This window comes from Bradyrhizobium sp. LA2.1 (genome assembly GCF_040547725.1).
In the GTDB taxonomy this organism is placed as follows: Bacteria; Pseudomonadota; Alphaproteobacteria; order Rhizobiales; family Xanthobacteraceae; genus Bradyrhizobium; species Bradyrhizobium barranii.
Window position 1 is genome coordinate 99473 of the sequence record NZ_JBEPQI010000010.1, and the last position, 22198, is coordinate 121670.

General features: G+C 64.4%; 16 protein-coding genes and 1 pseudogene. 5 read left to right on the plus strand and 12 right to left on the minus strand.

Annotated features, from left to right (window positions below):
• Positions 1–234: 234 nt before the first annotated feature.
• Positions 235–1212 (plus strand): helix-turn-helix domain-containing protein, encoded by a 978-nt coding sequence (locus tag ABIB95_RS20985; protein WP_247303606.1) that lies wholly within the window; start codon positions 235–237, stop codon positions 1210–1212.
• 294 nt (positions 1213–1506) lie between these two features.
• Here the strand turns inward: ABIB95_RS20985 and ABIB95_RS20990 are convergent, their stop codons facing one another.
• Entirely contained in the window at positions 1507–3828 is a 2322-nt protein-coding gene (locus ABIB95_RS20990; RefSeq protein ID WP_354241724.1) for a molybdopterin guanine dinucleotide-containing S/N-oxide reductase, read from the minus strand.
• 267 nt (positions 3829–4095) lie between these two features.
• On the opposite strand from ABIB95_RS20990, the gene ABIB95_RS20995 reads away from it, so the two are divergent.
• Positions 4096–4485, plus strand: a complete 390-nt coding sequence (locus ABIB95_RS20995; protein WP_479711147.1) for a RidA family protein — start codon at positions 4096–4098, stop codon at positions 4483–4485.
• Between the two features lie 17 nt (positions 4486–4502).
• On the opposite strand, the gene ABIB95_RS21000 is transcribed toward ABIB95_RS20995, so the two are convergent.
• From ABIB95_RS21000 to ABIB95_RS21025, 6 genes and pseudogenes are all read right to left on the minus strand, one after another.
• Positions 4503–4967: a lipid-binding SYLF domain-containing protein gene (locus ABIB95_RS21000; RefSeq protein ID WP_354076849.1), complete on the minus strand. Its 465-nt coding sequence runs from the start codon at positions 4965–4967 to the stop codon at positions 4503–4505.
• Positions 4951–5870 (minus strand): annotated as a pseudogene (locus ABIB95_RS21005) (DUF2950 domain-containing protein). Before ABIB95_RS21005 ends, ABIB95_RS21000 begins: the two are co-directional and overlap by 17 nt.
• Entirely contained in the window at positions 5867–7594 is a 1728-nt protein-coding gene (locus ABIB95_RS21010) for a DUF3300 domain-containing protein (protein ID WP_354242044.1), read from the minus strand. The pseudogene ABIB95_RS21005 and the gene ABIB95_RS21010 overlap by 4 nt, the downstream one beginning before the upstream one ends.
• Before the next feature lie 140 nt (positions 7595–7734).
• Positions 7735–9624 (minus strand): sensor histidine kinase, encoded by a 1890-nt coding sequence (locus tag ABIB95_RS21015; protein ID WP_354241727.1) that lies wholly within the window; start codon positions 9622–9624, stop codon positions 7735–7737.
• A gap of 137 nt (positions 9625–9761) precedes the next feature.
• Positions 9762–10994, minus strand: coding sequence for an HlyD family secretion protein (locus tag ABIB95_RS21020; RefSeq protein WP_354241730.1), 1233 nt, complete (start codon positions 10992–10994; stop codon positions 9762–9764).
• Complete coding sequence (locus ABIB95_RS21025) at positions 10987–11421, minus strand: hypothetical protein (RefSeq protein ID WP_049807440.1); 435 nt, start codon at positions 11419–11421, stop codon at positions 10987–10989. The genes ABIB95_RS21020 and ABIB95_RS21025 overlap by 8 nt, the downstream gene beginning before the upstream one ends.
• 174 nt (positions 11422–11595) lie before the next feature.
• Between ABIB95_RS21025 and ABIB95_RS21030 the strand changes: the two genes are divergently transcribed.
• Positions 11596–12048 (plus strand): hypothetical protein, encoded by a 453-nt coding sequence (locus tag ABIB95_RS21030; RefSeq protein WP_166343343.1) that lies wholly within the window; start codon positions 11596–11598, stop codon positions 12046–12048.
• Between the two features lie 2 nt (positions 12049–12050).
• Positions 12051–12851 carry a polyphosphate kinase 2 gene (gene ppk2 / locus ABIB95_RS21035; protein ID WP_071911459.1) on the plus strand — a complete coding sequence of 267 codons (801 nt, stop codon included), beginning with the start codon at positions 12051–12053 and terminating at the stop codon, positions 12849–12851.
• A 55-nt stretch (positions 12852–12906) separates the two neighbouring features.
• On the opposite strand, the gene ABIB95_RS21040 is transcribed toward ppk2, so the two are convergent.
• The 5 genes from ABIB95_RS21040 to ABIB95_RS21060 all read right to left on the minus strand — a co-directional run bounded on the left by ABIB95_RS21040 (position 12907) and on the right by ABIB95_RS21060 (position 20364).
• On the minus strand, positions 12907–13341 hold the full coding sequence (locus ABIB95_RS21040; protein ID WP_354241733.1) for a hypothetical protein: 435 nt from the start codon (positions 13339–13341) through the stop codon (positions 12907–12909).
• 32 nt (positions 13342–13373) lie between these two features.
• A complete protein-coding gene (locus tag ABIB95_RS21045) occupies positions 13374–15074 on the minus strand; it encodes an aspartate:alanine exchanger family transporter (protein WP_354241736.1) in 1701 nt (566 codons plus the stop codon).
• A gap of 13 nt (positions 15075–15087) precedes the next feature.
• Entirely contained in the window at positions 15088–17841 is a 2754-nt protein-coding gene (locus tag ABIB95_RS21050) for a decarboxylase (RefSeq protein WP_354241739.1), read from the minus strand.
• 142 nt (positions 17842–17983) lie between these two features.
• On the minus strand, positions 17984–19687 hold the full coding sequence (locus ABIB95_RS21055; protein ID WP_354241742.1) for a SulP family inorganic anion transporter: 1704 nt from the start codon (positions 19685–19687) through the stop codon (positions 17984–17986).
• On the minus strand, positions 19684–20364 hold the full coding sequence (locus tag ABIB95_RS21060) for a YoaK family protein (RefSeq protein ID WP_354241745.1): 681 nt from the start codon (positions 20362–20364) through the stop codon (positions 19684–19686). Before ABIB95_RS21060 ends, ABIB95_RS21055 begins: the two co-directional genes overlap by 4 nt.
• 135 nt (positions 20365–20499) lie before the next feature.
• Here ABIB95_RS21060 and ABIB95_RS21065 point away from each other — a divergent pair, with 135 nt between their 5' ends.
• Positions 20500–22188, plus strand: a complete 1689-nt coding sequence (locus tag ABIB95_RS21065; protein WP_354241748.1) for an aspartate:alanine exchanger family transporter — start codon at positions 20500–20502, stop codon at positions 22186–22188.
• Positions 22189–22198: the final 10 nt, after the last annotated feature.

Genomic DNA, 22198 nt, shown 5'->3' on the forward strand with positions numbered 1-22198 from the left:
CGATGTTCTGCAATGTCCTCACACCGCACAGATCTGCGCAAATAATTGAAAAGCTGGACAAAATCAAACGTCCTGCGGCGGGCTGTCACACTACAGGCGCTCGCACAAAATCTAACACCTCCTAATCATCACTAACGGGCTTCTTGCCTGGCTCACGCCTATCCTCTGATCGTGGAAAGCACTGAGAGTTGGCCGATCGCTGCAAGCGGCGACGAGGCCAGGAGAGGACGAGCGATGTTCAATGACTTGCAAGCAGCGCATGCCTGGATCGAATTTCCTACCAGCCGGTGTGATCGCGAGGCTTCGCACGGGATGCGAGCAATCGCGCAGGAAAGCGGATGGCGCAAGATCGACCGCGGCCTGGACGCGGACATCACGATTTCGCGATGGGAGGATTCTCGGACCACCTCGTCGCACGAAGCGACGACGCCGGCGGACCGCTATTTCGTCGCCATCGCCCTGAAGACCGCTCGGGTAAAGCTGACGCGGGACCGTCAGATCATCTTCGACGGCACCATGCCCGCGGGCACGCTGTACGTCAGTGCGCCATCGAAGCTTCTCGGCGTGCAATTCCAGTCGCCCAGCGCTTTCCTGCACTTCCACATCTCCACCGATCATTTTTCGGCGGCGCGACCGGCGACCGAGGGCCTCAACGACCTCGTCCTGCTGCGCGACCCGCTCGCAGCCGAGCTCGCGAAGGCACTGACCGAGCATGGCGATACCGCGGACCAGCAGTTCGCGCGCTGCATCGGCGAGACCCTTGCGATGCATCTGACTCGGCTCGAGCTGCCACGCTCAAAAGTCAATGCCTTGCCGAAATGGCGGCTACGCCGCGTCGAGCAATATATCGCCGATCACTTTGATCGCTGCATCAGCCTGTCAGAGCTCGCCAATGTCGCGGGCCTCTCGAGGATGCATTTCGCGGCACAGTTCCGCGCCGCGACCGGCTACCGTCCACGCGAATATCTGCTCAATCATCGCGTCGAGCATGCGAAGACCTTGCTCACGACGACCGAGCGGCCGCTGGCGGAGATCGCGCTTGCCGTCGGCTTCAGCACCCAGGCGCATTTCTCGACCGTGTTCAAGCGCATCAGCGGCGAGTCACCGGCACGCTGGCGTCTGGCCAGCAGGGCTGTTCTGCCTGCTACGGAGGCGCTTCCGCGGCGGCGACCTGCCGCGGACATGGACTGGATGGTCGGCGCTGCCGCGTAGTTCGTGCGCCGGCAGGTGAATCGGGATCGAGGAATCTGGAATCAGGGGACTTGGAATCAAGCGACTTAGGATCAAGCCACTTGGGATCACGCCACCTGCACTTCGACCGGTTTGCGATTTCTTTGGCGTGAGTGCCCTGCCACTCGCGCCGGCTCGAGCCCTTTCCCTCCCGGGTCTGCGAGCCACTCGGGGCCGCCCCTGCGCCCACACAGGACGGCCCCTTTTCTTTCTGCCTCTCGAGCGCAGCGTAATCCGGCGCCTTCGCACTACGGCGCAGCAGTCCCGGCGACGCGCCTACACCGGATCGAACGCGCGGATCGGCGGCAGATTGCCGGTGAACTTCTCCACCTCGACCGTCGTGAGCTGGCCGGTGCAGCCCTGCGCGAAGGACGAGGTGCCGATGTCGCGGGTGAGCACGTTGGGATTGCCGTGAACGCAGAGCGGCGCGTCGTCCTCGGGGTCCATCGGGTCGTACCACGCGCCGGTCGGAAGCTGCACGACGCCGGCCGCGATGCCGTCGGTTACATGGACGGCGGCGAGACAGGCGCCGCGCTCGTTGAACAGGCGGATGATGTCGCCGTCCTTAATTCCGCGTGCATCGGCATCGCGCGGATTCATGCGCGCCACCTCGCGGCCGCGATGCTTCGCGCCCAGCGAATGGCCGCCGAAATCGAGCTGGCTGTGCAGGCGCGTCATCGGCTGATTGGCGACGAGGAAGCACGGCGCGCCGGGTTTCGGCGTGTCGGTCTTCTCCAGCCAGACCGGATGGCCGGGGCAATCGGCATCGCCGTGCGCAGCGATCTTGGCTGAATAGATCTCGATGCGTCCGCTCGGCGTCGGCAGCGGATGATTGGCCGGATCCTCGCGAAAGCTGCGCAGCCGGCCTCCGTCGTCGGGCTGTTGCGGCACGACCAGGCTGCCGCGCCGCCAGAATTCGTCGAAATCAGGCGCCTCGAGGCCACGCGCTTGAAGCGAGGCGCGCGTCGGCTCGTACAGATGTTCGAGCCACTGCCGCGACGTGCGCCCTTCGGTGAAAGGTTCGCGCGCACCCAGGCGCTCGGCGAGATCGGCAAAGATGTCGTAATCGTCACGCGCAAGGCCGAAGGGCTCGGCGATCTGGTGCATCGCGACCATCAGGGGATCGTTGGTCGAATAGCCGATGTCCTCGCGCTCCAGCGTCATGGTCGAGGGCAGCACGATGTCCGCGTGCCGCGCCGTCGCGGTCCAGGCGAGCTCGTGCACGACGAACGTATCGAGCTGCGCAAAAGCCTTGCGCAAGCGGTTGATGTCCTGATGGTGATGGAAGGGATTGCCGCCGGCCCAGTAGACGAGGCGGATGTCCGGATAGGTACGCGTCTCGCCATTGTAGCGATAGGTCGTGCCGGGATTGAGCAACATGTCGGCGATGCGCGCGACCGGAATGAAATCGCGCACGCCGTTGCGGCCCTGCCCCAGCGTCGGTCCCGGCACGTCGTTGACGCGGCGGCCGTAATACCCGATCGCGCCGAGCGAATAGGCATAGCCGCCGCCGGGAAGGCCGATCTGGCCGAGCGCCGCTGCGAGCACCATGCCCATCCACACCGGCTGCTCGCCATGCTCGGCGCGCTGGAGCGAATGCGAAACGGTGATCAGCGCACGCTTTCCGGCGGCGCGGCGCGCGAGCTTTCGGATCGCGTCCGCATCGACACCGCAAATCGCGGCGGCCCATTCGGCATGCTTGGCCTGCCCGTCGCTCTCGCCATTGAGATAGCGCAGGAACACGGGCCAGCCTTCGGTGTAGCGATCGAGGAAGGCCTGGTCGTGCAGACCTTCGCTCACAAGTGTGTGGACGATGCCGAGCATCAGGGCGGTGTCGGTGCCGGGCAGGCACGTCATCCATTCGGCGCCGGCCTCGACGGGAAGATCGTCGCGCAGCGGGCTGACCAGGATGAACGCGCAGCCGCGGCGGCGCGCGGCTTCCATGGCGCCGCGCTCGACATGCTTGCTGATCGAGCCGCCGGCCACCATGGAGTTCTTCAGCGCCATGCCGCCGAACGCCAGCACGATGTCGGTGTTCTCGGCAATCTGCTCCCAGGTGACGTTGCGCTTGGTGATGTCCTCGTAGCCGGCAAGGATCTGCGGCAGCAGCACCGAGGATGCGCCCGAAGAGTAAGTGTTCACCGAGCGCACATAGCCGCCCATTGCGATGTTGAGGAAGCGATGCACCTGGCTCTGGGCGTGATGGAAGCGGCCCGCGCTCGACCAGCCGTAGGAGCCGCCGAACACGGCGCCGGGGCCGCGCGTGTCGCGGATGCGGCCGAGCTCGTCGCCGAGCAGATCGAGCGCCTTCTCCCAACTGACGGAGACGAACTCGTCCCGGCCGCGGCGATCGTCCGGGCCAGGTCCGCGCTCGAGCCAGCCGCGGCGGATCGCCGGCTGGGCGATGCGCGCCTGATGACGCAGCGCACCGGGGAAATTGCCGATGATGCCGTTCGGATCGGGGTCGCCCGCATAGGCCCTGACCTCGAGCCCGGCTTCGCTTTGACGCGCGGAAAACACGCCCCAATGCGAGGTGTGGGGCTTGAAGCCGTCAGACAGGTCGAGGCCGGGGTCGGGAAAGCCAATCGTATCGTCCATCGTCTGATCCTTGTTCCGGTACGGCACGGGCCCAGCCGCTGCCGCGTCGATTCCGGTGGCAGTATACCGATCCGCATCCCGATGTCGTCGGGATCAGGGCCGTCGGAAACGCCGGGCTCCCGCGCGCAAGTACAGCTTGGTGACCGTCCGACCGCGCGACGAGCGGCGATTCTTAAGCCAATTTATTCTTTATTTTCAATATCTTGTTGGATGACCTTCGGGACGCCCCGGTCGCGAAATCTCTTCAAACGACATCGATATGGAAATGTGCGATATGCCGCCCATCCCCACAGCAACATCGGTCTCATCATGATCCAGCGCGTCTTGCCCTACGAAGGACTCCTCCACGAAGTGGTCGAGCATAATGGCGTGCTCTACATCGGCGGGATCGTCCCCGAGGACACCAGCCTCGATATGTCGGGCCAGGCCAACGACGTCCTCGGGCAGCTGGCGCGCCTGTTGAAGACGCTCGGCTCCGATCTCGCCAACGTCTTGCAGGTGACCATCTTCATGACCAACCTGAAGGAGAAGGCGGAGTTCAATGCGGCCTGGAAGGCGCACTTTGCGGAAGCTCATCTGCCGGCGCGCGCTGCGATCGGCGTGGCCGATCTCGGTCCAGGCGTCAAACTCGAGATGACGGCCATCGCGGCCCGGTAACCCCAGGCTCGAGGCACTCACTTCCAGGCGATCGTGATCGCGCTGATGTTGGAGGCGAGCTCAAGTCCGGCCTTCGGGCCTTGCAGCACGATCGTCACGCCCTTTTCGTTGCGCAGATGGGCGCCGTTGACGCCGCCGACGAGTGCGAAGCCGCCGCCGACGGAGCTATAGGTGCCGACGAAATCGCCGACATCGCGAATGCCCGACGCCCGGCCATCAAATCTGCCGACGGTCGCACCGGCCGTGATGCCGACGCTCAAGCCGGAGACCTTGAAGGGATAGTTCCGACCGCGGTAGTTCAGCACGCCACTGCCGGTGCCGCCTCCGACCAGCAGGCCAGCCTTGACGAACCTCACCTGGACATGGCCGCTCGCTTGCGCCAACGAGGGCGTCGTCGGCATTGCGAGCAGGAGCACCACGAGCGCCGTAAAGCCGATTGCGATCGCGCGCCGCATGCGTCCCGGTTTATGGCTTCGCGGCATCGACCTTCTTCCAGGTCTGGTCGGGATCGAACAGCGTGGTGCGCTCGGCGATGACCGCCGTGCGGTTGCCGAGATCCTTCTGGTAGACGGTGCCGGCATGATTGACGAGAAACGTCATCACGCCGGAATACCGTATTCGGCGGGCCAGGCGATCAGTCCGAAGCCCCCGATCATCTTGCCTTTGACGACGTAGTTGAGCGCGCCACCGGGCGCGTCGGAACCCTGGCCTTTCAGTATTCGGAAGTAGTAGCCGTGATAAGGCGCGGGTCCCTCGCCTGTGCCTTGCTTGTAGCCTTCGGCCGAGGCCTCCGCGACCAGCGCGCCGAGCGGGCTCGGATCACTGTCGTCACGCCAGAACAGGCCGTCCTTCTTGCCGGGCGTGGAAAGGAAGCGTTGCGCGTAGACACCGGCGCCCTCGCCGCGATCCTTGTCGGCGTATTCATTCTGGGCATCGACATAGGCGAGCGCGGTCTGGATCGCGTCGAGCTCGTTGCGGCCGATGCGGCGGCGAAGCACCTCGATCCGCCCCTCGTCGGTGTCGAACGCCCAGCCTGTCTTGGTGTTGACCAGCGGAATCGGGAACGGGAAATCGTCCGGCCCCAATATCAAGGTCGCGGTCTTGTTGCCCTCCGCCTTGATGCCGTGCTTGGCCTCGAACATCGACGTGAAGCGCTGACGGATGTCGTTGTCGGCGACCTCGTCACCGGACGAGACGATATCCTCGGCGGCCCTGCCGAGCACCTTCAGAATGTCGCCCGGCCCGCTTTTGACTGCGGCCGCGAGCGCGGCGGCCGCATCCTCCGGTGTCTTGTAGGACTGCTGTGCCTGTGCCGCCGAGCCGAGCATGGCGAGCGCCACCACGCCCGGCAGGATCACGCGATGGAGCGATTTCAGGCCGATCATGGCGTCACCTCCGCAGGGATCTTCGCGCCGTCGGCGAGCCAATCGCGGTAGGTGCGGAATGTCAGGCCAAGCTTGTCATAATACACGCGCAGATAACCATCGCTGCCGCGGGTCACGGCGTCAGGCATCACCCGCTCGACTTCCTGCGCCATCACGCCGACATAGGCCTTGTCGCTGCCGATGTAGCTGAAGCGATAATAGCCGAGGCCGTTAGAGAGATGGCCGAGCAGGACGATGTCATGCTTCAGCGCGATGTCGGAGCGCCGGCCACCGCCGCCACCGCCGCGGCCTCCTCCTCCGCCTCCACCACCACGGAAGCCACCACCACCACCACCATGCATGGCCATTCCGCCACCGCCGCCGCGCCCGGCATAGCCCCCGCCGCCGCCACCGCGCGGCATGCTCGCCATGCTGGAGCGTCCGCGCGCCGATGCTGCGGCCGCCGCCCGACCGGACGAGACGTTCATCGCACCGCCGCGATTGCCGCCACCGCCACGATTGGCGGCAGCGCCGCCGCCGGCACGGTTGGCAGCCTTTGCACGATCGCCGCCGCCCTTACCCACATTCTTGCCTGCATTCTTGGCGCGATCTCCACCACCCTTGGCACGATCTCCCGCGCCAGCGCGATCGCCGCCGCCGGGCCGGTCGCCGCGATTGCCGGCACGATCACCGCGATCACCGGCACGATCTCCTGCACGATCACCCGGACCGCCACGATCACCGGCACGGTCGCCGGCGCGATCTCCCGCCCGATCTCCCGCACCCTGGTTCGGACGCAGCACCTGGTTTCCATCGCGGCCGCGGAAGTCCATCCGGTCCGACGCGCCAGCCCTGATATTGTTGTTCCCGAAGTGCTGCTGAACATTGACGTTGTTGTAGCGCACCCCCTGGCGATGCGCCGGATTGTGCTGCCAGCCGTTGTTGATGTTGGTGGTGCGACGGTTGACGTAGACGTTGCGGTTACCCCAGTTGGCGCCGCCGCCCCAGTAATTGCCCCAGCGCCCGATCGCCCAGGCCGTGCCGAAGGCGAGGCCAGCAGCGACCACGCCAGCACCGATATAGGATGGATAGCCGAAATAATACGGCTGATAGTCCGCATAGGGCCAGGTGCCATAGACCGTCGCCGGATCGTAATAGGGGACGTACATCGTCTCCGGATCGGCCTGCTGGATGACGACGACCTGCCTGCCTTCCTGGCTCTGGACGCTGACCTTCTGCTGCTTGGTGGTGACCAGCTTCTTGTTGTCATAGGCCTTGTTGCGCAGACGCTGGATCGCATCCATCACGTCGGGCTGCTGCGCAAGAAAGGCATCGCCGAGCTTCTGGGTCCAGTCGAGCTTGTCGCTCATCATGGAGAGAACATCGGCCGTGCTTGCGAGCGCCTTGACGCTGTCGTCCCAGCCCTGCTTGTCGACCTCCGCCTTCAGCGCGTCGCCCTTCAGGCTCTTGTGGTCCTTCAGCCAGCGGTCGGCCTGCACCACCTCGAGCGGATAGGTCGAGGCAGCCAGCAGATTGGCAAGCAGCTCATCGGGATAGAGTGCGATCGGCGCGACCAGGGCCTCGAGCTGCTCGGGCTTCAGAACCTCGGCGGCCGGTGCCGGCGGACTTGCCGGCTGCGCCTGCGTGCTCGGGGCCGCCGGCTTGTCGGCGGTCTGAGCAGTCGCGACGACCGGGATCGCAACCACGAGCGCAAGCGCCAACAGGGTCTTGCCGCAGCGAAACATGCCATCCTCCATCGAACTTTCCGACCACCAAGATCGGGCCGCGGTACTGGCGTTTATTGATCAAGATCAACGAAGGACGGCTTCGCCGCCTTGTTGCGGCGCGAGAGCAATGCCGCGCTGCCGGATCGCAAGCGTCCGCGCTAATGGATGATCGGGAGCCTAATCGTGAACAGCGCGCCGCCCGACGGCTGGTTCTCGGCGGCTATGGTGCCGTGATGGGCCTCGACGATGGTCTTGACGATTGCAAGCCCCATACCCATGCCCTGAGGCTTGGTCGTGAAGAATGGATTGAAGACTTTCGCGAGGTCGCCGACCGCAATACCCGAACCGGTGTCGGCGATCCGGATCTCGGCGTGGCCTCCGGCGCGTCCGGTCGATACGCTGACCTCGCGCTTCTTCATGTCCGCGTCGGAGACCGCATCCAACGCATTGATGATCAGGTTGAGAACGACCTGCTGCAGCTGCACGGGGTCACCCTTGACGTGCAGCTCCGCAGCGGCTGGCGCGTAAGCCAGCGTGATCCGGCGCCCGTCGGCGAGCGCTGTCACCAGGCCAATCGCTTCCCGTACCGTGTCGTTCAGTTCGGTGTCCTTGATTTCAAACGGCCGCTTCTTCAGAACGCTGCGAAGCCTGCGGATGACCTCGGACGCCCGCTGATCGTCGCGCCTGATGTCGGCTAGAATCTGGCGAATCTCGTTGATGTCGGGTGAAGTGGCTTTGAGCATGAGCTCCGCCGTCTCGGCATTGGTCAGAATGGAGCCGAGCGGCTGGTTCAGCTCGTGGGCAATCGACGTCGTCAACTCGCCGACGGCCGAGTACCGATTGGCGTGGGCGAGTTCGGTCAGGCGCTGTCGCGACTCGATCTCGGCCAATTGACGGCGATGGCGCTCGTGCAGAAGCCCGCTGATGAACCCGGCCTGTATCAAAATCACCGCCGCGATCAGCAGCATCTGCCAGCGATAGCGATCCCAGACGGTCGACTCACGAAACAGGATTTCGCTGCCCGGCGGCAGACTGCTCTCGCTGATCCCCCAGCGCTGCAACTCCCGCCAATCATATTTCGGCGTCCCGAACCCGATCGGCTCGTATTTGATGCGGGCCGGCTTCTCGCCGCCGAGGATCCGGATCGCGGCACTGACGGTCTTCGAACTGGTTTCGGCGACGGAGTGCATGGGCCCGCCGACGCTGGCGTCGCCGAAGAAAGGCTCCTGATACGAGAAGATCGGCGCGTTCGCGACAGCATGCAGCCTGTGCAGGGCGATATCGCCCTCGTGGACAATGCCGCCGGCATCGACCAACATCAGTCCCCAGAACAGCGCGGAATGAGGCGGAAGCACCGATGCGCGCTTCAGGATCTCCTCAAACGGCAGGTCCGAGTACCAGACGAGCTCGAGCCGGCCTTCCAGCGGTTTCAACTCCCGCTTCACCTCGTCGATCCAGAATTTCTCGAGGGGCGAGGCACCGACCACAACGGCGACCGTTTTCGTATCGGGCAAGAGCTTGAGAATGTTCTCGAAGGCCGCCACGAAATCATTGCGGACGGACACGACCACGTCATTGTCGGTGAGGTCCAGGCGGTTCACCAGCCGTTGTTCGACGACGGTCAGCACCGTCGGCGTTTCCGGAAAGAGCTTCGCACGGTATCTCTGCACGAACCGCGCCGCAGGTGCGCCGATGCTCAGCACGATATCGGGCGGCTTACCCTGGTAGAGCGAACCGAGATAATCGACGAAAGGCGCTTCGGGGCCCGGACTGTTGAAACGGGCGGTGAGCAGCGTGTGCTCCTGGACGTCGAGCGGCCAGGGCGATTGCCGCTCGAGCTCGGCCTTGATGCTCCGCGCATATTCACTCCAGGGGCGAAACTCGCGGCCGAAGGAGTGCAGGATCAGCACGCGCTTTGGCTCGCTGCGCGCAGCCGAGCCGGGCTCAGCGGCTCGCGCGGGCCCGGACAGCATGCACGCGGCGAGCAACAAGCCGAGACCCAACAGCGTGGCAGCAACCAGCCACTGCTTGACCGACGCCATGGTCATGCGCCCGTTCCCCTTCGCCTCAACCGCTCTCCGGCGCCTCCGGACCACAATTCTAGCGGCAAATGGGCCGCTTCGACAGTGCCGAGGACGCAGTCAAGCTGCACGCAGGACGGGGCGAAACGATCCAATCTGGCACGTCAGTGCCCGCTCAGCACCAGCGTCTGGATCGGCAGCAGCAACGCCTGTATGCGCAGCAGCAGGGCATGGACCAGGCCGACGCCGTCGACGACGTGCAGCGCGATCTTCCGGCTGGTCGGCGTGTCCTTGGCGGAAATCTCTTCGTGATTGCTGGTGTAGGCGTTGACGATGCAGCTCGAGCCCGGCGTCACGCCCTCGAGGCCGCCTTTGTAGAGCGGCTCCAGGAACACCAGGATCGTGCCGGGCCGAACGGCGTTCTGCGCTTCCAGCAACTGCTCGCCGGAGCGGAACTGGCCGGTGGCGATGTAGTCCTGCACCGTCGTGATCACCATCGGGATGATGACCCACGGCCTCGAGATGCAGGTCGCCTCCGCCACCATGCCGGTCTTCATCACCTGGGCCTCGATCTGACCGAAGCCGGCCTGAAGGACCGATCGGCCGGCCTCCGTCGGAATCAGGATTCCCGCCGGCCGCATCAACTGGTTGACGACGTCGCCGGGGCGCACAAGGAACTGCTCGACGCGCCCGTCGACGCCGGCGCGGACTAGTGTCTTGTCGAGATCGACCTGGGCCTGATCAAGCGTCGCCTCGGCACTCGCCTTCTGCGCTGGAAGCGAGGTCGAAACCTGCAAGGCCGCCGACTGCCGCGCGGCCGTCGCGGCATCGATGCCGGACTGGCGCTGGTCGACCAGCACCTGGAGCTTTTCGATATCGCGCTGCGGCACGATCCCGGGATTTCGGCGCTGCAGCTCGGTCTTGACGTCGAGCTCGTCCTTGGCCTGCTGGTAATTCGCCTTCGCTTCGCCGATCTGCGCCTCGGCCTTGGCCACGTCAGCTTGTGCCGTCTGCATGGCGGCATCGACTTCGGCAATCTTGCGCCTGGCGGTCTCAAATGCGGCCTGCTGCTTCGAGGCGTCGAGCGTGAACAGCACGTCGCCCTTCTTCACCGGCGCGCTGAAGCCGAACTTGACCTCGGCCACGCGGCCCGAGCCTTCGGGCAGGATCGGCACGGTGCGGAAATAAAGCGTCGCGTTGGATGTCGACGGATGGAAATAGAAGATCATGGTGATCAGCGACACCGTCAGCATCAGGCAGCCGGTAATGCCCCAGCGCAGCTCGTACCAGATGGAGAAGAAGGTGATCTCCTTGCCAAAGCGCTTGCCCTGGACGTAGCGGCGGTAGAGATAGTCGGGCAGGATCGTCAGCAGCGAGCAGAACATCAGCTCAAACATGGCTGTGCTCCTTCTCCTTCGCGGGCCCCGGCTTTTCTGGGGGCGGCGTGTCGCCACCTGTAGGTCGCGGGCTGGCCTGCGTGGCCGCGTCGCTGTCTTCGGGCGTCGCATCCGCGATCTTCTCCACGGAATCGGCGATGCTGCGCAGCGGACCGCCGAAGTCGGGAATGTCGATCATGGCCAGCAGCAGGCCTGCGATCCAGAAGATGTGCATGTGCGTGAAGAGCGAGATCAGGCCGAGCACGGCTACGAATTCGAATTGCAGTTTCTGCGACTTGTGCGCCATTCGCTCGGGCAGGCTGTGCAATTTCCAATAAAGAGTACCGACCCAGAGCACGGTGCCGATCAGGAAGATTCCCATCACGACCATCAGCGGATCCGCCCCGCTTCCCGGTGCGAGATAGAACGGCAGATGATGCGGGGCCATCGGATGAAGCTGATCGCTCAACGCTCTCTCCTCGTCAGGCGCGTTTCCACTTGAATGCGTCGAAAGCAGTGTCGGTATCGGGTGGCGCAATTGCTTGATTTGGATCAACGGGCCTGGAACGGCCCCACCTAGCCTCGCCTGAAAGTTGACGTGCAACAACAGGAGCCGCCTGCCATGCCCGGCATCGATGATCTCATCCCCAGCGCCACGCAGATCCGGAAAGAAGCAGCCCTCAAGGAGGCAGAGAAGGCCGACGAATATGCGCGCCTTGCCGCCGCCGCCGAAGCCGAGAAACACGCCCTCATTGAACGCCTCAGCAAGCCTTCTGGCAAGACCGAGGACGAGAAGATCAAGCTCGCCTCGACGATCATCCAGCGTGCGGTGCGGAACGGCTTGACCGAAGTTCTGGTCTATCGCTTCCCCAACACGCTGTGCACCGACAAGGGTCGCGCCATCAATCAGATGGAAGCGGGCTGGGAGAACACCCTGACCGGGATTCCGAAGGAAATCTTCCAGCTCTGGAGCGATTACCTGAAACCGCGCGGCTATCGCATCGCCTATCAGATCATCGATTTTCCGGGCGGTGTGCCCGGCGACATCGGGGTGACCATTTCCTGGGGTGATTGAGCATGGCCAAGGACGCGCCCGTGGAGCGGATGAAGCGGAAGGACTATGAGAAGGAGCTCGAAAAACTCCAGGTCGAGTTGTGTCACCTTCAGGAATGGGTCAGAGCCCAGAAACTGAAGGTGATCATCATCTTCGAGGGGCGCGACGCGGCCGGCAAGGGCGGGACCATCAAGGCGTTGACCGAAAAGGTGAGCCCGCGCGTGTTCCGTGTCTGCGCCCTGCCCGCGCCCTCCGACCGGCAGAAATCCCAGCTGTTCCTGCAGCGCTATATCGAGCAATTCCCGGCCGGCGGTGAGATCGTGATTTTCGACCGCAGCTGGTACAACCGCGCCGGCGTTGAGTACGTCATGGGCTTCTGCTCGCCGACCGAACACAAGCGCTTCCTGGAATTGTGTCCGCTGGTCGAGAAATTCGCCGTGGACGCCGGCATCGTCCTGATCAAGCTCTGGCTCGAGGTCGGGATGGAGGAGCAGGAGCTCCGCTTCAAGGCGCGTATCGAGGATCCGCTGCGGCAGTGGAAGCTGAGCCCGATGGACACCGAGTCGTTCGGGCGCTGGTACGATTACTCGCGCGCGCGTGACACGATGTTCGAGGCGACCGACACGAAGCATGCACCGTGGCGACTGATCCGCTCCGACGACAAGCGGCGAGCGCGGCTCAACGTCATCTCGCACATCCTGAGAACGATCCCTTACAAGAAGGTCAAGCGGGAGAAGGTCAAGCTGCCGCCGCGGTCCGACAAGGGACGTTACAACGACCAGGCGAGCCTGCGCGGCCTGAAGTTCGTCGAGGAACGCTACTGAAACGCGAAACGGGCTGCGATGACGCAGCCCGTTTAGCTTGAGTGCCCTCCCGGGCCTATTTCAGCCGGATCGTGACGCCGCCAACCGCAGCCGATACTTCCGCGCCGACCCTCGGTCCACTGAGCTGAAGGATCACGCCATTGCCGTTCTGCAACTGCACGGCTCCGGCTCCCGCGGCGACGGCGCCGCCGGCTCCGCCCGCCGCGTAAGAGCCTTCGATCGACTGCGGACCCCTCAGATTGAGGGCGCGGCCGACAAACTTGGTCGTCGAAGCTCCGATCGTGAAACCGACGCTCATGCCTGACACGGTGAAGGGATATTGTTTGCCCCGCAACACCAAAACACCCTCGCCGCCGCCGACGCCGACGATGAAGCCGCCCTTGGTGAAGACGACGGCGACCTGGCCGGTCTCGGCACGTGACGGCGTGCTGAAGCCGGCAGCGGCCGCAAACGAGATGATCAAGGAGGCGGCGATGGCAGATTTCCTCATGACGTTCATTCCCCTTTGGTTGTTGCAACGGACTATTGTGCCAGGATCATCGCGAAGTAGCCGAACACGGTGAGCAGGATGCCCGATACGGCGTAGGCGACCGGGAAGCCGATCCATGGCACGGAGCTCTGGATTTCGACTGCGGCTTCACGGCACGGCCCGGAATGCGACCGGGCGCCGGCAACGCCGCCCATCAGCACCGCCGGATTGATCTTGAAGAGGTGGAAGCCGATCGCCCAGACGATGAACGGCGGGATCGTCCAAGCGATGAAACCGGCGAGGAAGATCTTCAAGGCGACCGCACCGGTGAGCTGTGCCAGCAGACCGGCGCCGGCATTGACGCCGACGATCGCGACGAAGACCACGAGACCGAGATCCTCCAGCACATTGCGCGCCGCGTTCGGCGTGTTGCCGAAGAAGCGCAAGCGCGACACGATCGAGGACACGATGACGCCCGAGAGCAGGAGACCACCCGCGTTGCCGAGGCCGATCTTGGCGCCGAAGGCCGGGAATTCGATCATGCCGATCAGGAAGCCGATGATCATGCCGACCGCCAGCGTCAGCAGGTCGGTCGAGGTGTTGGTGCGCGCGATGCGCCCCCACATCTCGCCGAGATCGTTGACCGCGGACTTCAGACCGACCACGGAGACGATGTCCATCCGCTCCAGCTTGGTCTTGAGACCCGCCGGAATCTGGACGCCTCCACGCTCGACCTTGGTCACCTGCAACTGGCCGGCGATTGCGGTGTCGCGGAAGGACTCGAAGGTGCGTCCCACCATGTCCTTGTTGGTGACGAGGATGTCCGCCTGGTCCATGGGGATGCCGAGCGTCTTGGCGTCCGCAACCTCCGGACCGATCAGGCCCATTTTCTCCGTGAGATGCTCGGTCGCACCGCCCAGCGCGACGATGTCGCCCTTTTGCAAGACGAGGTCAGCATCGGCGCCTTGCGGCTCACCGTTCCGCCCAACATTGACGATGCGGTATTCCGGATTCACGGTACGGAATTTTGCGATGCTCATGCCGACCGTCGCGGGATTTTCCAGCCGGTAGGCCCGCAGGGCGAACTGGCGATAACCGGTCAGGCCGCCGCCCTCGAGATCCTTGACACCAAATTCCCGCTCATACTGCTTGGCGGCGGCCTTGGCGTCGATCCCCCACCAGCGCGGCAGATATTTGCAGATCAGGATGATGCCGACGGTGCCCCAGATGTAAGTGATGCCGTAGGACAACGCGATCATCCCGGAGGCGTCCTCGGGCTTCATGCCCTCGGGCAGCTTGACGACACCGGAGGTGACGGCCTGCTCGGCCGAACCGATTGCAGCCGACATGGTCTGAGACCCCGCCAGCATGCCACCGGCGGCGCCGATCGGCAGCGCGAACAACTTCGTACAGATGACGACGAGTGCGAGGCCAAGAACACTCGACACCACGGCCAGGACACAGAATTTTAGCCCGTCGCCCTTCAGGCTGTTGATGAAGGACGGACCGACGCGCAAGCCCACGCCGTACATGAAGAGATAGTAGAACAGGCTCTTGACGAAATTGTTCAGCTCGAGCTTCACACCATAGGTGGATGCCCAGACCGACAAGCCGGCGCCCACCACGATGGCACCGGCAACCATGCCGAGGCCATAGCCCTTGATGCTGGCTCGCCCGATATAGACGGCAAGACCAACGACGAAGAACAACAGCAGAAACGGATTCTGCTGCAGGAAGGTGAAAAAGCCTTGCATGTTCGTCCCCTTTTTACGAAGCGGCCTTCAGCTTCGGCTGCGCGCCGGGCTTGGGCTTGCCGATCTTCGCCAAGGCTTCGGCGCGCACGAGCTTGAGGCCTTCCTTGGCGTCGTAGCCATGGATCTCCTTCACATCGAGCTTGCGCATGAAGTCGATGGTTTCCTGGGTGATGACCTGACCCGGCACCATGATCGGGAAGCCCGGCGGATAGGGAATCACGAAGCTGGCGGAGACGAGGTCGGGGCCGGCTTTCAGGCGGCGGTCGATCTCGGGATCGGCGAGCCTGATATATTCGCATCCCGCCGCGTCGTAGGCCGCGTAGAATCCGCTGCGGATGTCACCCTCATTGGTCTTGCTGCCGGCATCGCCTCGAAAGCTCTGGTGGAAATGCGAGAAGTTCGGCAAATCAGGCACGTCAGTCATCAGGCTCTTCACCCGCGCCTCGAAGGTCTTCTTCGCATTGGCACCGCCCCGGGCGAGGCCGCGATCCACCTCGCCTGCGATCTCGGCCAAAACCCTGACAAGATGCGCGACGTCGCTGCGAGTGTTGTTGATGTTGGACTGCAGCAGCACCGAATTGCGCGAGGTCTTGTTGACCTGGATGTTGTAGTCGTTCGCCAGGATGCCCTTGAACTGGGTGCCGTCGTAACCGGCGGTGCCGCACACCAGTGTCATGCGGGTCGGATCGAGACAGAACTCATCCTCGTCCAGGCTCTTCAAAGCGCTCGCCCAGTTCGCGCCGACGGCCAGATAATCGGTGAAGCCGCTCTGGCGATATTGCGCCGGCACCATGGCGTCGGCGCCGAGAATGCGGAAATATTTCGAGAGCAGCGGATTGGTGTTGACGGCGTGACGGATGGCGAGCGCGATCTCGATCGCGTTGGCCACCAGACCATACCCTTCCAGCTCCATCTGGCGCCGCGAGACGTCGAGGCTCGCGATCAACTGCTGGTTCGGACTCGTGGAGGCATGGGTAAAGACGGCCTCCTTGAACTGCTGCTCGACCGTGTGGAATTCGACGTCCTTGACCGAGAGCATCGAGCCCTGACGGATCGCCGACATCGACTTGTGGGTCGAATTGGTCTGATAGACGCGCAAGCGGATCTGGCGCGGATCGGGGATCAGCCGGGTCTTGAGCAGCACCTCGTTCGAGGGATTCTTGCCGAGCGTGGCTTGTTGGGCTTCGTAAGCTGCGACCGATCTCGGATCGCGCATCCAGGCCTCGATCTCATTGGCGGCGCCCATCGCGGTGCGCCGTCGCAGGAACGGCGAGAAGCGCGCAAAGCCGAACCAGGCCTCGTCCCACAGGAAGATCAGGTCGGGCTTGATGGCGAGGCATTCCTCCATGACCCGGCGGGTGTTGTAGATGTGGCCGTCGAAGGTGCAGTTGGTCAGGTCCAGCAGCTTGACGCGGTCGAGCCGGCCATCGGCCTTGGCGTTCAGCAACGCCTGCTTGATGGTCTTCAGCGGCACGGCGCCGTACATCGAATATTCCGTCATCGGGAAGGCTTCGACATAGAGCGGCTGCGCGCCGGCCAGCACCATGCCGTAATGATGCGACTTGTGACAATTGCGGTCGACGATCGCGATGTCGCCCGGCGCGAGCAGCGCCTGCACCGCCATCTTGTTCGAGGTCGAGGTGCCGTTGGTGACGAAGAAGACGCGATCGGCGCCAAGCGCGCGTGCGGCCTTATCCTGCGCCTTCTTGATGTTGCCGGTCGGCTCCAGCAGGCTGTCCAGGCCGCCGGTGGTCGCGCTGCTTTCGGCCAGGAACAGGTTCAGGCCGTAGAACTCGCCCATGTCGCGAATCCAGTCCGACTTGAAGACCGATTTGCCGCGCGCGATCGGCAACGCATGGAACGTTCCGATCGGACGCTGTGCGTATTTCTTCAGATTGTCGAAGAACGGCGTGTCGTAGCGATCCTGCACCCCTTCCAGGATCGAGAGATGCAGCTCGAGCAGTTCCTCGACCGAATAGAAGATGCGGCGGACGACATCGGCCTCGGGATTTCCGGCCATCGCCTCAACGTCGCGATTGGACATCAAATAGAGGTCGAGCTCGGGGCGGACCCGCTTGATGACGTGGGCAAGCCGCAGCGCCGAGGCATCGGACTCGTCGTTCAACCCGGCCGACGAGGTCATCGTACGGAGCACCGGCGCGTCATGGCGTGAGCGCAGCGCAAAGCCCTCGTTGACGACGACGGCTGCGAGATTGGGATTCAGGATGGCGGCGCAGAAGGCATCTTCGAGGCTGCCGACGATGACCGGCTCATAGACGAATGGATCGACCGGCCGCCGCAGCTTGCGCCATTCGTTGGCGAGCGCGGGCCAATTGCCGGACGAGAGGCCGGTGACGATCAGTGTCTCGAAATAGGGACGGCGCGCACCATGCTGCCCGGACATTTGCGGCACGAGATCGGGAGCGTCGCCGTTGCCCTCGTCATTGGCGCTCCCGTCGCCGGCATGTTGGCGAAACGACCTCGTCGTCAAGGCCTGCATCATCCGTGTCGCAAGGGCGAGTGAGCCCGCCGCATCGCCGGCCGCGGCCGCGTCCCGCAGGACCGCCATGAGGTGAAGGCCGGGATAGCCGTGAAATTCCTCCGTTATGGAGAGATCGGCCAGCGCAGCGTCATATTTCGCGCGATCCCCGCCACGCACCCACGCCTTTGCGGCCTCCACCAGATCGCGCCAGTTGTCCGCCCGTCCGCCGGGCCCGGAGAAGAACTGATCGATGCGCTTTTGCGCGGGCTTGGCTTCTTTGGACATGCGGCTCTCCCGATCCCATAGGCAAAGGTGATGCAGGATCGTGAGTGCGGGGCCGGTCGCTCCATTGATCCAAGTCAACGGTCGCGCATTCTGATCGGGCGGACGGACAGGACGATGCCCTCTGCATCACAATACCGGGGCGTCAGACGCTTCGTTGCGCCGCATTGGCTGGGTCGTCGCCCAGGACGCTGTCGAGCGACCGCAGCCATTGGCCACTGTCGGTTTTCTCCGCCAGCCCTTCGGCGCGCAGCAGGTCGCGCAGCTGCGCATGCGCGCCGACGATGCAGAAGATGACTTCGCGGGAGGCGAGTTCGTCGTAGAGCTCGTGCAGCATGCGCGCGCCGGCCAGATCGATATAAGGCGAGGCCGAAAGATCGCAGGCTACCAGCCGGATGCCTGGCGACCTCCGGAGCGCGATCAGGACCGTCTCCAGGATCGTCTCGGCATTGATGTAGAGCAGCGATGCTTCGGGGCGGAATGCGATGATTCCGGCCAGCGGCTCGACGTCCTCATGCCTGGCGCTGTCGGAATAGCGGCCGCTGCCGGGCAATCGGCCAAGGAACGCGACATTCGGCCGCGAGGCGCGCGCCAGCAGCAGGAAGATCGACGCAATCGCTGCCAGTAGGACGCCCTGGAGGATGCCGAGCAGCAGCACAGATACCAAGGCAATCGCCGCCGCGTAGAAATCGATCCGGCTGACCCGCCACATCCGCAGCAGCGCACGCACGTCCACGAGCTTATAGACCGCGGCAAAGACGATGGCTGCGAGCACCGCCTTGGGCAGATTGGTCAGCAGCCCCGTGAAGAACAGAAGGCACAGCCCGAGCGTCACGGAGCAAATCACCAGCGCCAGCGGCGTCCGTGCGCCGGCGCTGTCATTGACGGCCGATTGCGACAGGCCGCCTGCGACGGGATAGCCATGGCCAAAGGCGGCCGCGAGGTTCGCGGCGCCAAGACCCAAAAACTCCTGCCGCACGTCGAGGGGATAGCCGTGCCTGGCGGCAAAGCTGCGGGCGGCCGAAACCCCTTCGATGTAGGCGAGCAGCACGCATCCGGCGGCGAGCGGGAAGAGATCGTCGAACTCCAGCAGCCCGAATGTCGGCAACCCCGGTGTCGGCAACCCTTCCGGTATCTTCCCGGTGACGGGCACACCGAGGGCCGGAAGGCCGAACAGCGTCGCCACCACGATCGCAAGCGCCACGATCGTGATGCCGACCGGTTTGCCCGGCAGAAACCGCTCGCCAAGCAGGAGCAGCAGCAGTGCAACTGCGCCGATCCCCAGTACGAGGACATCGACATGCCCAAGTTGCCCTGCCAGCTTGATCGCGCGGTCGAAAAAGTTGTGGCCGCCGCCGGCGACCCCGAACAGGCTCGGCAACTGGCTCATGATGATGGTGAGCCCGGCACCAGCCTTGAAGCCAACCAGAATGCTGTCGCTGACAAGGCGGACGAGCACGCTGAGCTTGAACAGCCAGGCGATGAAGCACAGCACCGCCACCGCGAAGGCCGCCAGGCTTGCGATCTGCGCATAGCGCACCGCATCCCCGCCGGCCAGCGCGCCGACTGTCCCGGCGATCATCAGCGAGATCGCCGAAGTCGGGCCGATCGCGAGCTGGCGTGACGACCCGAGCAGAGCGTAGCCGATGCCGCCGAGCATGTAGCCGTAGACACCGACCTGTGGCGCGAGACCGGCGAGCGCCGCATAAGCCAGCGAGACCGGGATGGCGTAAGCGGCGAGCGTCACACCGGCGACGGCGTCGAAGGGCAACCATTCGCGCCGGTAGCCAGCAAGCCAGGAGGCCGGCGGAAAGAACCGGGTCCATCCGGGTTCGGACGGCGCGCTCACCGCACCACCTCGTGATGCGGCACCTCGCACCGCAACAGCACGATCAGCAGCACGATCACGGGAACGCCGAGCGCGAGATCCGGGATGCCTTTGGTGGCAAGGGCCCCGACAGCGGCGCCAAGGCCGAACACCGCGCACAGGCCGACGAAGATGCCCGAACGGCGCAGCGTTCGCGGCGGCGCGCCTCCGGACGCAGCCGCAAAAATGTTTTCGATCGCCTGGCGCATGTTGCCGGTAATCATCACCGTGCTACAGACCACACCCTCGACCTTTGTGAAGATCGCGGTCTGCATCGCGGCAACGAGCGAAATGCCGAGCGTACCGGCGATATCCGGCAGCCGATTGTGCAGAATGCCGATCGCGATCAAGAGCAGAATCTCGATCAGCGTGCTGATCGCGCTGGCCCGTTCGCCGGCAGCGCGGCGCAGCCAGGCGGCGATCACGATGCCAACCGCGAAGGCCAGCATCGGCGGCACGAAGTGAAACGCCTTCGCCCAGTCGCCGGCGGTCGCATAGACCCAGAGAAGGATCAGGTTGGCGGTCTGGGCATTGGCCATCACGCCGTGGATGATCCAGGTATAGGCATCGATATAGCCGCCGGCGAAAGCCAGCAGCAGGACGATCTCGACCGTCTCATCGCGGCGCACCGCATCGGCTACGACATCCAGGGTGCTCATGCTGACAATGCGGGCCGTCGCAGGTTCTGCATGCGCGCATAGGCGGCGCCCTGCCGCCGGCAAGGCTTGATCTGGATCAAGCAATCTCCCTTCCCCGCAAATCAAATCGGCCAAAGCACCGGGGGAATTGCGACCATGGAAACCGTCAGGTGGATCATCTCCACCGCTCCGGAAATCTTCCTGCTGCTGGCCATTGCTATCGGCTCCCTCCTCGGCCGGATCAAGATTCGCGGCTTCTCGATCGGAACGACCGCCTGTGTGCTGATCGTCGCCGTCCTGATCGGACAACTCGGAAGCTTCGCTTTTCCGCCGATCCTCAGGGCCATCCTGTTCAGCCTCTTCGTGTTCACCATAGGCTACCGCTCCGGCCCGGAATTCTTTGCTTCCTTGAGCTTTCGGACTCTGTCGCAGGTTGTCCTGGCGCTGGTGATCGGCGCCACCGGCCTCGTCATCGTGCTCGTCTTCGCTCATGTCTTCGAGCTCGATACCGGAACTGCGGCGGGGCTGACCGCCGGCGCGCTGACCCAGTCCTCGGTGATCGGCACCGCGTCAGGCGCGCTGGCGCAACTCGGCCTGCCGAAGGCGACGCTGGAGCAGCAGGAGGCCAATATCGCGGCCGGCTATGCCGTGACCTACGTGCTCGGCTACATCCTGACGCTGTTGTTCGTCCCGTTCGTCGCGCCCATCCTGATGCGGGTCGATCTCAAGGCGGAGGCTGCGAAGCTCGAAGCCGAGCTGGCCGGCGGCGCGCCACCGAAGACCGAAAACCTGTCGTATCGCAAATTCCAGGCGCGCGCCTATCGCGTCTCGACCGGCGCGGGCTCCACGATCGCGGCTATCGAAGCCGAGATCGGCAGCCGCACCGTCGTGGAGCGGATCGTGCGCGCCGGAGCAGACATCAAGCCGCAGCATGACATCAGGCTCGAAGCCGGCGACGATGTCGTGATTGCCGGCCCCACCACGGCAATCGTGGCGGCCAAGCCCCTTCTCGGCGTCGAAATCGACGCCGGCGAACTCCTGCGCAACCTGCCCGGCAACGTGACCGAGGTCCTCGTGGAAAACCGCAAGCTGCACGGCCGTTCGATCCGGGACATCGCCGAGCGGCTCGGCGACGATACGCGCGGCGTGTTCCTGCGCTCTCTGACCCGCATGGGCCGCGAGGTGCCGCTCGGCCCCGACACGCGCGTCTATATCGGCGACGTCATGACGCTGGTCGGCAGCACCCGCAATATTGCGCGGGCGACGACGCAGGTCGGACACGCCCTCAACGCGTCCGACCGGACCGATATTGCTTTCCTCACCGCAGGCATTGCCGTCGGTCTGTTGGCCGGCCTTACAAGTTTCAAAGTCGGTGCCGTCGCGCTGACGCTCGGCGGCGGAGGTGGCGCGCTGATCTCCGGCCTCGTCTGCGGCTGGCTGCGGTCGCGAAACCCGACCATGGGCGCGCTGCCACCGGCGGCACAACAGACGCTGAGCGATCTGGGGCTTGGCGGCTTCATCGCGGCGATTGGGCTCGGCAACGGCCTCGCCGCCTGGACAGCCATTCAGGCGCACGGCCTCCTGCTGGTCGGCATGGGCATCGTCGTCACGCTGATCCCGCTAACGGCCGGGACCCTGTTCGCCCGCTACGTGCTCCGCATGAACCCGGTCGTGACCTGCGGCGCGCTCGCCGGTGCCATGACGGTCGACGCCGCCGTGACAGGCGCGTGCGACGTCGCCGAGAGCAAGACGCCGGTGCTCGGTGTCGCCGTGCCCTACGCGGTCGGCAACGTGTTGCTGACGGTGCTGGGCCCGATCGTCGTTGCCGCTACGTATACGGGGTGAAGGAGATCGC

Excerpts from the sequence above, each read along its gene's own strand:
- ABIB95_RS21000 (WP_354076849.1), bottom strand. The coding sequence starts at position 4,967 with ATGCCGCGAAGCCATAAACCGGGACGCATGCGGCGCGCGATCGCAATC.
- ABIB95_RS21050 (WP_354241739.1), bottom strand. The coding sequence starts at position 17,841 with ATGTCCAAAGAAGCCAAGCCCGCGCAAAAGCGCATCGATCAGTTCTTC.
- ABIB95_RS21065 (WP_354241748.1), top strand. The coding sequence starts at position 20,500 with ATGGAAACCGTCAGGTGGATCATCTCCACCGCTCCGGAAATCTTCCTG.
- ABIB95_RS21060 (WP_354241745.1), bottom strand. The coding sequence starts at position 20,364 with ATGAGCACCCTGGATGTCGTAGCCGATGCGGTGCGCCGCGATGAGACG.
- ppk2 (WP_071911459.1), top strand. The coding sequence starts at position 12,051 with ATGGCCAAGGACGCGCCCGTGGAGCGGATGAAGCGGAAGGACTATGAG.
- ABIB95_RS20985 (WP_247303606.1), top strand. The coding sequence starts at position 235 with ATGTTCAATGACTTGCAAGCAGCGCATGCCTGGATCGAATTTCCTACC.
- ABIB95_RS21010 (WP_354242044.1), bottom strand. The coding sequence starts at position 7,594 with ATGTTTCGCTGCGGCAAGACCCTGTTGGCGCTTGCGCTCGTGGTTGCG.
- ABIB95_RS21040 (WP_354241733.1), bottom strand. The coding sequence starts at position 13,341 with ATGAGGAAATCTGCCATCGCCGCCTCCTTGATCATCTCGTTTGCGGCC.
- ABIB95_RS20990 (WP_354241724.1), bottom strand. The coding sequence starts at position 3,828 with ATGGACGATACGATTGGCTTTCCCGACCCCGGCCTCGACCTGTCTGAC.
- ABIB95_RS21020 (WP_354241730.1), bottom strand. The coding sequence starts at position 10,994 with ATGTTTGAGCTGATGTTCTGCTCGCTGCTGACGATCCTGCCCGACTAT.
- ABIB95_RS21015 (WP_354241727.1), bottom strand. The coding sequence starts at position 9,624 with ATGACCATGGCGTCGGTCAAGCAGTGGCTGGTTGCTGCCACGCTGTTG.
- ABIB95_RS21025 (WP_049807440.1), bottom strand. The coding sequence starts at position 11,421 with ATGGCCCCGCATCATCTGCCGTTCTATCTCGCACCGGGAAGCGGGGCG.
- ABIB95_RS21030 (WP_166343343.1), top strand. The coding sequence starts at position 11,596 with ATGCCCGGCATCGATGATCTCATCCCCAGCGCCACGCAGATCCGGAAA.
- ABIB95_RS21045 (WP_354241736.1), bottom strand. The coding sequence starts at position 15,074 with ATGCAAGGCTTTTTCACCTTCCTGCAGCAGAATCCGTTTCTGCTGTTG.